The organism is Cupriavidus sp. USMAA2-4, assembly GCF_001854305.1.
In the GTDB taxonomy this organism is placed as follows: Bacteria; Pseudomonadota; Gammaproteobacteria; order Burkholderiales; family Burkholderiaceae; genus Cupriavidus; species Cupriavidus malaysiensis.
In genome coordinates this window covers 4,483,500-4,493,942 of record NZ_CP017748.1, presented here as the reverse complement: position 1 = coordinate 4,493,942, position 10,443 = coordinate 4,483,500, and the positions used below count along the sequence as shown (strand labels likewise).

15 protein-coding genes are annotated in these 10,443 nt (G+C 65.7%); 13 read left to right on the top strand and 2 right to left on the bottom strand.

The annotated features are described in order from the left end of the window. The first annotated feature begins 7 nt into the window (after window positions 1-7). The 13 genes from BKK79_RS41570 to BKK79_RS20145 all read left to right on the top strand — a co-directional run bounded on the left by BKK79_RS41570 (window position 8) and on the right by BKK79_RS20145 (window position 8,075). Window positions 8-499 carry a hypothetical protein gene (locus BKK79_RS41570; RefSeq protein WP_232346337.1) on the top strand — a complete coding sequence of 164 codons (492 nt, stop codon included), beginning with the start codon at window positions 8-10 and terminating at the stop codon, window positions 497-499. Next, complete coding sequence (locus BKK79_RS20205) at window positions 381-671, top strand: DNA translocase FtsK (RefSeq protein ID WP_232346329.1); 291 nt, start codon at window positions 381-383, stop codon at window positions 669-671. The genes BKK79_RS41570 and BKK79_RS20205 overlap by 119 nt, the downstream gene beginning before the upstream one ends. Further along, a complete protein-coding gene (locus tag BKK79_RS20200; RefSeq protein WP_071038361.1) occupies window positions 668-2,161 on the top strand; it encodes an AAA family ATPase in 1,494 nt (497 codons plus the stop codon). Before BKK79_RS20205 ends, BKK79_RS20200 begins: the two co-directional genes overlap by 4 nt. After that, window positions 2,158-2,586 carry a hypothetical protein gene (locus BKK79_RS41565; RefSeq protein WP_232346235.1) on the top strand — a complete coding sequence of 143 codons (429 nt, stop codon included), beginning with the start codon at window positions 2,158-2,160 and terminating at the stop codon, window positions 2,584-2,586. The genes BKK79_RS20200 and BKK79_RS41565 overlap by 4 nt, the downstream gene beginning before the upstream one ends. Beyond that, window positions 2,583-2,786, top strand: coding sequence for a helix-turn-helix transcriptional regulator (locus tag BKK79_RS20190; protein WP_071038315.1), 204 nt, complete (start codon window positions 2,583-2,585; stop codon window positions 2,784-2,786). Before BKK79_RS41565 ends, BKK79_RS20190 begins: the two co-directional genes overlap by 4 nt. Further along, window positions 2,786-3,100: a hypothetical protein gene (locus tag BKK79_RS20185; protein ID WP_071038314.1), complete on the top strand. Its 315-nt coding sequence runs from the start codon at window positions 2,786-2,788 to the stop codon at window positions 3,098-3,100. The genes BKK79_RS20190 and BKK79_RS20185 overlap by 1 nt, the downstream gene beginning before the upstream one ends. Before the next feature lie 2 nt (window positions 3,101-3,102). Continuing rightward, on the top strand, window positions 3,103-3,354 hold the full coding sequence (locus BKK79_RS20180) for a hypothetical protein (protein WP_071038595.1): 252 nt from the start codon (window positions 3,103-3,105) through the stop codon (window positions 3,352-3,354). Next, the gene (locus tag BKK79_RS20175) at window positions 3,351-3,623 is read left to right on the top strand and encodes a hypothetical protein (RefSeq protein WP_071038312.1); all 273 of its coding nucleotides are present in this window, start codon (window positions 3,351-3,353) and stop codon (window positions 3,621-3,623) included. The genes BKK79_RS20180 and BKK79_RS20175 overlap by 4 nt, the downstream gene beginning before the upstream one ends. Next, complete coding sequence (locus BKK79_RS20170; protein WP_071038360.1) at window positions 3,620-4,189, top strand: hypothetical protein; 570 nt, start codon at window positions 3,620-3,622, stop codon at window positions 4,187-4,189. The genes BKK79_RS20175 and BKK79_RS20170 overlap by 4 nt, the downstream gene beginning before the upstream one ends. 5 nt (window positions 4,190-4,194) lie before the next feature. Then, window positions 4,195-4,461, top strand: coding sequence for a hypothetical protein (locus BKK79_RS20165; protein ID WP_071038359.1), 267 nt, complete (start codon window positions 4,195-4,197; stop codon window positions 4,459-4,461). Window positions 4,462-5,435: 974 nt separating this feature from the next. Next, window positions 5,436-6,362, top strand: coding sequence for a phosphoadenosine phosphosulfate reductase domain-containing protein (locus BKK79_RS20160; protein ID WP_198173297.1), 927 nt, complete (start codon window positions 5,436-5,438; stop codon window positions 6,360-6,362). Continuing rightward, window positions 6,248-7,306 (top strand): hypothetical protein, encoded by a 1,059-nt coding sequence (locus tag BKK79_RS42135; protein ID WP_335582907.1) that lies wholly within the window; start codon window positions 6,248-6,250, stop codon window positions 7,304-7,306. Before BKK79_RS20160 ends, BKK79_RS42135 begins: the two co-directional genes overlap by 115 nt. Before the next feature lie 196 nt (window positions 7,307-7,502). Continuing rightward, window positions 7,503-8,075 carry a DUF1643 domain-containing protein gene (locus BKK79_RS20145; protein ID WP_071038307.1) on the top strand — a complete coding sequence of 191 codons (573 nt, stop codon included), beginning with the start codon at window positions 7,503-7,505 and terminating at the stop codon, window positions 8,073-8,075. Window positions 8,076-8,127: 52 nt separating this feature from the next. Here the strand turns inward: BKK79_RS20145 and BKK79_RS20140 are convergent, their stop codons facing one another. Next, window positions 8,128-8,838 carry a hypothetical protein gene (locus BKK79_RS20140; protein WP_071038306.1) on the bottom strand — a complete coding sequence of 237 codons (711 nt, stop codon included), beginning with the start codon at window positions 8,836-8,838 and terminating at the stop codon, window positions 8,128-8,130. Beyond that, the gene (locus BKK79_RS20135) at window positions 8,831-10,069 is read right to left on the bottom strand and encodes a tyrosine-type recombinase/integrase (protein ID WP_071038305.1); all 1,239 of its coding nucleotides are present in this window, start codon (window positions 10,067-10,069) and stop codon (window positions 8,831-8,833) included. The genes BKK79_RS20140 and BKK79_RS20135 overlap by 8 nt, the downstream gene beginning before the upstream one ends. Between the last annotated feature and the right edge of the window lie 374 nt (window positions 10,070-10,443).

Below are 10,443 nucleotides of genomic sequence, written 5' to 3'. Positions count from 1 at the left end.
CCAATTCATGGGCAACGCGACCATCCTGCACCTGAACACCAGGAAGGAAGGCCCCGAGGACGCGCAAGAGCTGGCGGTTGACCTGAAGCTGAAGGCGACGGCCGACGTCATGATCACGCGCTACTTCGACGAGCAGCTGGCCACCTTCGTCTTCCTGTCGAACGGCGCGGTGCGCAACAAGGTCATGGGCCCCATCACCTTCGCCCATGAGCTGGAGAGCTACCGGCTGGACATGGTGGGCAGCACCTTCACCGGCGTGCGCGTGAAGAAGTTCGCCCTCGAACCCAAGGACGGCTTCAAGGTCGGCGTGACCTTCGCGGTCTCGTTTCAAGCCCAGCGGCGACGAGGTGGCGCGCGTCGCCGAGTTCCTGCAGGACGAGATCGACCTGTGCCTGACGCCGAGCGACAGCGAACTGGACTTCGGCGACGGCAGCGCGGCTCACAGTCACGTCAACACCTACGACGGCGCCGACGACGAGCTGCTTCCGGCGGCGCGTGAGCTGGTCGCCAGCCACCGCAGCGCGTCCATTTCCCTGGTCCAGCGCCATCTTCGCATCGGCTACAACCGCGCTGCCCGTCTCCTTGAGGCCCTCGAAGCAGGAGGCGACGTGTCAGCCACCGACGCCGCTGGGAATCGCATGGTCCTGATCACCGCAGAGGCAACAGCATGAAGATCACCACCATCCACATCCGCAACTTCCTGGGCATCCAGGCCGCCGACATCATCCCGGCCACGCCGGTCTCGCTGATCTGCGGCCCGAACGGCGCCGGCAAGAGTTCGATTCAAGAGGCTGTCCGCCTGGCGCTGGCCGGCGAGAGCGTGCGCGTCGGCCTGAAGAAGGACTACGGCCAGCTGTTGCACGACGGCGCCGAGACGGGCTCGATCGTCGTCTCGGTCGGCCCCCAGGCCAACAGCGTGCCCCTGCCCTCCGGCAAGGCCAAGAACGGGCTGCCCGACGACCCGCGCTTGGCCTACGTGCTGGACGCCCAGCGCTTCGCCAGTCTGGACGAGAAGGCGCGCCGCGCGTTCCTCTTCGACCTGATGGGCCTGAAGCTGGGGACCGACATGGTGCGTGAGCGCCTGGCCGCCCGCGGCTGCGATGCGAAGAAGATCGAGGCCGTCCTGCCGCTGGTGCGTGCCGGCTTCGACGCGGCCGCCAAGGAAGCGCAGACCAAGGCCACCGCCGCCAAGGGCGCCTGGCGCGCGCTGACGAACGAGAACTACGGCGCCGTGAAGGCGGCCGACTGGACCGCGCCGGTCCCCGCCGGCGGCCCGGCGCCCCAGGATGCCGCAGCCGCGATCGCCGAGCTCGAAGCCGAGATCGCGGAGGCTACCGGCGACGCCGGCGATCTGCAGCGCCAGCTGGGCCAGATGGACGCTGCCGAGCAGCAGCGCCGGCAGCGCGCCGAGAAGATCGCCGGGCTGGTGGCCAAGGCCGACCAGTTGCCGAAGGCCGAAGAATCCGTCGCGCGCGCCCTGGCTGAGCGCGATGCCTTCCAGCCCAAGGTGGAAGCGCTGCGCGCCGCCGCTGGCGGCAAGCAGGCCGGCGTGTCGTGCACCTGCCCGGAATGCGGCGCCCTGCTGCAGTACCTGGCCGGCCAGCTGGCGCAGCGCGCGCCCGCCCAGGCCGACCCGGACGCCGCGGGCCGGCTGCCCGAGTATGAGCGCAGCCTGTCCGTGCTGGAAAACGCCCTGAAGAGCCGCACCGCCGAGCGCGACGCCGCAGCGGCGGCCGCCAATCAGGCCGAGCTGCTGCGCAAGGACGCCGCGGCCGACGCCGGCGACGACGCCGAGCTGCGCGGCAAGATCGAGAGCGAGCTGAAGACCCTGCAGGAAGCCATCAAGGGCGTCGGCGAAGAACTGACCGCCGCGCGCGCGGCGCAGCGCGCCGGCGAGGCCGCCGAACTGACCCGCAAGGCCGGCCAGCACCACGCCGACGTGGTTGCCTGGGACGCCCTGGCCGAGGCCCTGGGCCCCAGCGGCATCCCGGCCGACCTGCTGGCCGAGGCCCTGGGCCCCATCAACGAGCAGTTGGCGGCCGCGGCGAACCTGTCGGAATGGTTCCGCGTCGGCATCGAGCGTGACATGACCGTCACCGCCGGCGACGGCCGGCCTATGCCCTGCTGTCCGAATCCGAGCAGTGGCGCGCGGACGCCATGATCGCCTACGCCATCGGCAAGCTCACCGGCCTGCGCCTGCTGGTGCTCGACCGCGCGGACGTGCTGATCGGCGCCGAGCGCGACCGGCTCTTCTGGTGGCTGGCTGACCTGGCTGACGCCGGCGAGATCGACACCGCGGTTGGTGTTCATGAGCCTCAAGAGCATGCCGACGGGGCTGCCCGAGGGATCACCCCCTTCTGGGTCCAGGACCACCAGGTCGGCACCGTGCGGGAGGCGGGCGTGATGGTCAGCACCACCACCATGATTCAGCGGCTGGAAGGGCTGCTGGGCACCGACGACCTGAACACCTCGGAACAGAGCTTCGTGCGATCGCTGGCCACGCGCATGCACGCTGGCGAGGTGACGAAGCTCAGCGGCGACCAGGTCGAGAAACTGGACGAGCTCCACGGGAGGCACTTCGCATGAGCACCCAACCACAACGCCGCATCCTCCGTATGCCCGAAGTCCGCCAGATGGTCGGACTGGGCAAGACAGCCATCTACGACCGCATCAAGGCGCACACCTTCCCCGGGCCCATCAAGATGGGCCGCGCCAGCGGTTGGGTCGAGGAAGAGATCCAGCAATGGCTGGATCAGCAGATCCTGGCCACGCGCGGAGGCCACTGATGCAGCTCGCCCGCCACTTCACCCGCACCAACGTGCTAACGCACCTGCGCGAGAACGCCGGCAAGCGCTACACGCCCACCCAGATCGGCCACCTGTTCAAGCGGCCGACCGACCAGGCACGCGAGATGCTGGCCGAGCTGTTCGAATCCGGCCAGGTCCGCCGCATGGTCGACGGCAAGACCCGGATGTTCTTCATCCCAGCGCCGGAAGAGCTGCGCGAGCGGCCGACGCGCATCGTCGGCACCGGCGAGCTACGCGGCTGGGAGGCCAGCCTGCGGCGCTTCTCGGACCTCTGCATGCTGGCGCGAGGATGACCATGGACCAGACCCTGATCAACGACCTGCACCAGCGCGTGGCCACCGCCGAGCGCCAGCGTGACGAAGCACAGCAGCTGCTCGCCATCGGCCGCGAGTCGGCGGTCCTCACCGCGGCGCGCGTGCTCGAGCTGGAACGGCTGGCGGCAGCGATCAACCGGGCCGCGGCGAAGAGCCCCTTCCAGGCGCTCAGCCGCTGGGTGAACTTCGGGCCCGAGGCCGATCTTCTGAAACGGATGCGAGACGCAGCATGACCACCACCAAGACCAAGTACGAAAAGCTCGACGCCCTGATCATCGCCGCCATCGTTGGCAGCCCGATCGACTTCGGCTCGATCTACCAGCGGGACGTCAAGAAGGAGTGTGAGCGCATCGCGGACGAGGAGAACAAGGCGCGCGGTCTGTCGAGGTGGCACGAGATCCCCGGATGGCGCGTTTTGGACCGCCGCCTGCAGGCCATGCGCAAGGCCGGGAAGATCCGCCACACCGGCAAGGGCTGGGTACCTGCGCAGGAGGCAGCATGACCGAATCGACCATTCCGGCACAGTGCCGGGACACCGACTGGACCCTCGCGCGCGACTGCGGCCTGCTGGTCGCCGCGCCGGGCACGAACGCATGGGACGCCGCGCTCGGCCGCTTTGCTGACGGCGTCCGCGCCGCCCTCTCGCAGCCTCAGTCGCAGGCGCAGGGCGAGGCGGTGGCGTGGGTGCGCGAAGGAGTCGACGGCCGTGAGTATTGCGAGAAGCCCTTCACGACCGACTGGACTCCGCTCTACGCCGCGCCAGTGGCGGCGCAAAAGACGCATAGCGAGCGTGACGGTACGGTGCGCGCCAGCCTGCGAGCGCCCGCCGCATCGACGCAGAAGAGCGAGCCGAGCGCCTGCCAGACCTGCCACGGCAACGGCATGATCGGTGGCCCGAGCTACTACGCCCCCGACGAAGGCGGCGTGCCGTGCCCCGATTGCACCCCTGCGCCGAGCGCATCGCCGGCCGCGCTGACCGATGAGGCTCGCTGCGAAGCCGCAAAGTTGCTTGTCGAGGTCTATCTCGGGTTCCCTGCCCTGATCGTGAGCCGGGCGAGCTTGACCTGAAAGCCGTGGATGTTGTCGCCAGCTTCCTGCTCGCCGCCCAGCCCAGCGAGGCGCGCGATTCGGTGCTACTGGACGCCCTGGCCCGCGAGTCATGGGATCTCCGCTGCTTCGACATGCCGACCGGCCAAGGAGATGGCGACATTGGCTGGCGCGTGATCGAGCACCATGAGGCAAGGCCGCATGAGCGCGTCGTAGGCGAGGTGTTCAAGGACGATCCGCGCGCCGCCATCGACGCCGCCCTGGCCGCCCAGCGCAAGGGAGGTGCGGCATGAGCTGCGGATACGAAGGTAGGCACTTCGGCGCACCGTATCCCGACGCAACGTGCATCGACGGTGAACTGTGGGACTTGGACAGCTGCGACGAGCCCGGCGGCGGCCTGACCAGCGGCGGCGACATTCCGTGCCCGTGCTGCAGCACCAAGGAGTATGTCGAATGGCTCGATCCTCGCGCATCGGGGAACGCTAGGCAGCGTCGCAAGAACTTCCGCCTGGTGATGCGCCGGGTAAAGATGTGGGCGAAGCCCTGCCGGCTGGCCCCTCGGCACGAGGGAGGTGTGTGATGATCAACTGTCGGACATACAGAATCAACCTCCATTCCGATCTCAGTCCGCGCAGTCTAGCAAGAATGCTCGACTTCATCAGCCAGCCGTTGGAGCTCATAGAGACTAGTGCACGCCTCCTTCACAATTCTATCTACTTCGCCGTTCAACTCTTGCCTTCTTCTCCGCTCAGACTCCAGCGACGTGTTACGTGCTTGATTCACTGCGTCCAAGAGTCTCGGCAGAACACTCCGCAATGCAGACACTGCTCTCACTGCAGCTGGCGACGGGAGGCTATGCAATGGAACACCCTCAAGGGCCTTCATCCCGCGTTGGAATGCGTCTTTGTCAAACCAGTCCTGTCCTTGAAGGAGACTACTCCACCAATCTTCTGCAGCTCCGACACTGAGCCACGCGAGCGCCCGTATCGCCCGGATTGCTTCGGCCTTGTCTCGTTGCGCTTGTTGGCGGGCTTCTCTAGCCTGCTTCGCCGGGACCCAAATCGCAATGCCGATACCAACAATAGCTCCGACAGCTTGCGTCCATGCCGCGGCGCCTTCGCCTCGCCAACCCTTGGGCCATACAGACCACAGAAAAGCACCGACTGCCACAAGGGCCAAAGCACCCATAGCCAACAAGAAGAAGGCTTCAGCAAGCCATCGAGACCTTTCCTTCACACCCGCCTCCATTTTTTGGAGGCATCCTAGCATGAGCGTCCAGACCTCGATATTTGACGGCGGCCAGCGGCTGCAGATGACCGAGAGCATCGAGCTGACGATCCAGTCGCTCAATGCCTACGGGCCCGATCACAAGCACTGGGGTGTCGCCTGGTCAGGCGGCAAGGATTCGAGTGCCGCGCTCACGCTGCTGGCCTATCTGCTCGACACCGGCCGTGTCAAGCGCCCGGAGACCCTGACGGTCTTCTACGCGGACACTCGCATGGAGCTGCCGCCGCTCGCCATCGCAGCAGCACAAATGATGGACGAGCTGCGCGATCGCGGCATCGACGTGCGAGTCGTCCGCGCCCCGCTCGACAAACGATTCTTCGTCTACATCCTGGGCCGCGGCGTCCCGCCGCCGAACAACAACACCCTGCGGTGGTGCACGCGGCAGATCAAGGTGGATCCCATGGAAGAGGCTCTGAGGGCGCGCGTCGGCGAACTCGATGGCAGCATCCTCATGATCACCGGCGTACGCCAGGGCGAGAGCGCGATCCGTGACAGGCGGATCGAGATGTCCTGCGGCAAGGACGGCGCCGAATGTGGGCAAGGCTGGTATCAGCAGGTGCTACCGAACGCGCGCGGCTTGCGCGGGCGCATCGCCACGCTGGCGCCGATTCTGCACTGGCGCGTGTGCCACGTCTGGGAATGGCTGAAGCATTGGGCGCCGGCCGCCGAGTTCGGCGACTGGTCGACGCGCCCCATCGCGGATGCCTACGGCGGTGACGAGGCCGAAGAGATAAATGCGCGCACCGGCTGTACAGGCTGCCCCTGGCCCAGGAAGAGAAAGCGCTCGACACGGTGCTGCATAACCCTCGCTGGTCGCACCTGGCGCCGCTCAAGGGCCTCAAGCCGCTCTACCGCGAGCTGCGCGAGCCGCATCACCGGATTCGGAAGGCGGGGCTGGAGCGCCTGAAAAGCGGTGAGATAGCCAAGAACCCGCAGCGCATGGGCCCGCTCACATTCGAGGCACGACTGATGGGGCTGGAACGTGTGCTGCAGCTTCAGGCGGAATGCAACGCCGCTGCCCGCGCGCTCGGACGCCCGGAGATCGACATGCTCGACCGGGAGGAAGAGCGGCGCATCCGCGAACTGATCAAGGCAGGCACCTGGCCTGACGGCTGGGATGGGATGAGCCGCGCGCCGATACCGTCCTGCCCGTTGTCTACCAGAACGGCGCAGTCCAGCCGCTGCTCTTCGGAGAGTGACGCCATGAAAGAACGCCCCATTCTGTTCTCCGGCGCCATGGTTCGCGCCATCCTCGATGGCCGGAAGACGCAGACGCGGCGCATCGTGAAGCTGCAGCCGGAATTGCGCGACGGTGACGACTGCGTGGTGCAGTACGGCGGTCGGTCATTGAGCGGGCCTCGGGACTACTTGATTGGGGAGATTCTTCCCCGCTTCGGCTGCCCGTACGGCCAGCCCGGCGACCGCCTGTGGGTGCGCGAGACGTGGGCACAGCCGGCCGCACTGGACCCGGGCCCGACCGTCTACCTCGCAGACTACCCGGCCTGCGTGCCGGCCGGCTTCGAGAACATCCCGCCGGCCAAGGCGATTACCTGGAAGTCGAGCATCCACATGCCGCGCGCGCTGTGCCGGCTGATGCTGGAAATCACCGGCGTGCGCGTCGAGCGGCTGAACGACTGCAGTGAGGCGGACGCGGTTGCCGAAGGCTTGCACATCCTTCCCGCAAGCGGTCGGTACGTGGTCAATCCTGGCGAGCAGTACTTCGGCGCGGCCGACCACGACCCGCGCGTTGTCTATGCGGACCTGTGGGACAGGATCAATGGCGCCGGCGCCTGGGAGGCGAATCCCTGGGTGTGGGTGGTGGAGTTTCGGAGGGTCCAATGCGTGAGCTGACGCTGGACGAGTTTCGACAGGCCCGCGCGGCCATGCAGGTCGAACGTTACCCCGGCACTGCCCCGTCTCTCGACGACTGGGAGACTGTCATGGTGGCCGGCGTGCCGGTAAGCCTGCGGCGCCCGCGCACTCCGGTGTGCAGCCCAGAAGGACTGGCGGACCTCTTCCCGTGTCTCGTTCGCAAATCGGAGGCCCCATGAAGCGCCTGATCACCCAGACCCTCGTCGGCGAGGCCGGCGCCATCCTCTCGGACTGCGAGCAATACCGCTACCGCCTCTGGCGCGAGTGGGACAGCGGCCGGCCGGCGCTCGGCTTCATCATGCTCAACCCGTCGACGGCCGACCACCAGGTCGACGACCCGACCATCTCCCGCTGCCTGCAGCGCGCGATCGCCGGCAAGTACGGTCGCCTGGAAGTGGTCAACCTCTTCCCGTTGCGGTCGACCGACCCGGACGGGTTGCTGACGCACCCGGCCCCGCTGGGCGACCGTCCGGACCACAACGAGTGCGCTGTCATGGACGCGATCGACCGTTGCGCGATGGTGATCTGCGCCTGGGGCGCGCACAAGGCTGCGCCGGCACAGGCGGCTGAACTGCTGCGGATCGTGCGCATGTGTGGGCGCGGGAACCTGCTATACCACCTTGGCCTGAACCAGGACGGCAGCCCGAAGCACCCGCTCTACATCGCGAAGACGAAGCGGCCGGAGCCGTTCACGGACCCCGCAATAGCCGTAATACGGGTAAAACGAAAATACGCGCTACACAGGTAATGCAGCAGATCGCAGGCGACATGGCCAAATGAAGACATCGCAGGGTGGGTCTTCAAGGGGTCCCGACGAGCAGCGCGGCGCCCAACTTCCAAAAGCACACGCCGAGTGCCGAAAAGCCCACAAGGAACGGGAAAAGAAGATCTATTCCAACTTTCGAGTAGAAGACCAGCTGAAGGACCGCTCGTACGGAAATCGGCACACGCACGTGTTTCGGCGCGTTGTAGTCTGCGTAGGTGGCGGTCACCCGTGTCGAATCACCGGCAACAATGCCAATGGAAAAATGATGCCTACCTTGCCACACGCCGCCCTCATGCATTCCAGTCATTGAAAGCGGAGCGAGTACCCATTCTTCGCTTCCATCGGGTTGCCCGGGCACTTGGTGACTACTCAAGTGGCGAATTGCATCCGTCAAGACGGTTGATTCAAGAACCGGACTCGTTCCGGTTCGTAGGATGTCGCGATGCAGCCGCCGGCACAGATACTTTCCCACAAGCGGAGCCGACACGCCACGAAGGAAGTCTCGTGCCTGGGCGAAAAGCTGCCCAGTCTCGCCGTCGAATCTGTATCGAATAATCTGATACAGGACCATAGAGGCGAGCACCGACCATACTTTCCACGGTTCGGGCTTGGCTATCTCCGCAATGCCAAGCAGCTTCATGTTGCCGTCGATTTTCACGCTCAGGAATGCCCCAACAAGGATCGCCGTCGAGAAGACGACAAGGTTGCGGCGGATCTTGTCGCTGTCATCAAATCCTTCAGCCATTCGCGATTTCCTTTCGCGCAGTTTCCGTTGCTGTCGATAATACGTGCTTCAGGTGGTCGGCCCATGCCTGCATCATCTGGCGGCGCTCGGGCAGGTACTGCGCATGGTTGTATGCTGCCCGTACCTTGTTCCGCTCCACGTGAGCAAGCTGGCGCTCGATGACGTCGGGCCGAAAGCCCAGCTCATTCAGTGCCGTTGAAGCCAGCCCACGGAACCCGTGCCCGGTCATCCGCGAGTGGTATCCCATTCGGTACAGCGCATAGAGAATCGTGTTATTGCTGATATGGCCACCACGGCCGCGCGCGCTGAAGAAGACGAACTCGCGCCGGCCAGTGAGCTCGCGCAGCTCGCCGAGCACTCTCAGGGCCTGGGTGGACAGCGGCACGACATGAGGGTCACGCATCTTCATCCGCTCGGCGGGAATGCGCCACTCCGCCTTGTCCTCGTCGAACTCTTCCCAGCGCGCCTGGATCAGCTCCTTGGTGCGGACGAACGTGAGGGTCATCAGCTGCATCGCCAGGCGTGTCACCGGGTCGCCCGGATAGGTATCAATGTCACGCAGCAGCTGCGGCAGCTCGGCGAGCGGGATTCGGGTCTGGTGTTGGACGGGCGCCGAACGCAGCGCCGAGACGCTGTCGATGTCGGCCGCGGGATTACGGTCGCACACGCCGTTGATGATTCCATAGTGGAAGACGCCGCGCATCCGCTGCAGCAGCCGCTTCGTCGTCTCGCGCACGCCGCGCGCCTCGACCTTGCGCAACACTTCCAAGATGGCAGGCGCCCGAATGTCAGCGACCGACATGGCCCCGATCTCCGGAAAGACCTCCCTTTCCATGGAGGCAATCACCCGGGCGGCGTGGCTCTCGGTCCAGCTTTCCTTCTGCGTCTCGAACCAGCCGCGGGCCACCGCCTCGAATGAATGGCCAGCAGCAATCTTGGCTGCCCGGCGCCCTTCTTCCTTGACGACACCCGGATCACGGCCCGCGGCCACTTGGGCGCGTGCCGCCTCGCGCTGCGCGCGCGCCTGGGCCAGGGAAACCGTAGGATAGGCCCCGAAGCCAAGCCGGCTCTCACTGCCGGACGGCCGGATGTACTTGAAGCGCCAGAGTTTCCGCCCGTCGGCCATGACCTCGACATAGAGGCCTCCCCCGTCGAACAGCTTATAGGGCCGCTCGCGCGGCTTGGCGTTGCGGATCTTCGTGTCGGTCAGTGGCTCAACGGTACGGGGCATCGGATAGGGGCACCGGGAATGGGGGCATCAGCGATGCCCCTAAGAATGCCCCAAAAGTGCCGGATGCCAACCTTCGACGGCGAACACCGACGGACGCAAAATGCGCCTAAATCCTTGATTTACTTGGGATGGTGAACCACTGCGGACTGCAGCGGCCAATGACGTGGTGCCCAGAGCGGGCATCACAAAGCAGACGTAACTATTTAATTTCATTGATGATTCATCAAAACTAGATTCATCAATGCCCCTAAGCGTGCCCCTAAAAAATAGCGATGCCACGAAGAGGGTACGCAGGCACTTTCTGGGCGTGCCCATCGTTGTTTACCGGCGACAGTCTACCCGACGGGGTATCCTCGCTATACTGTATATCCATA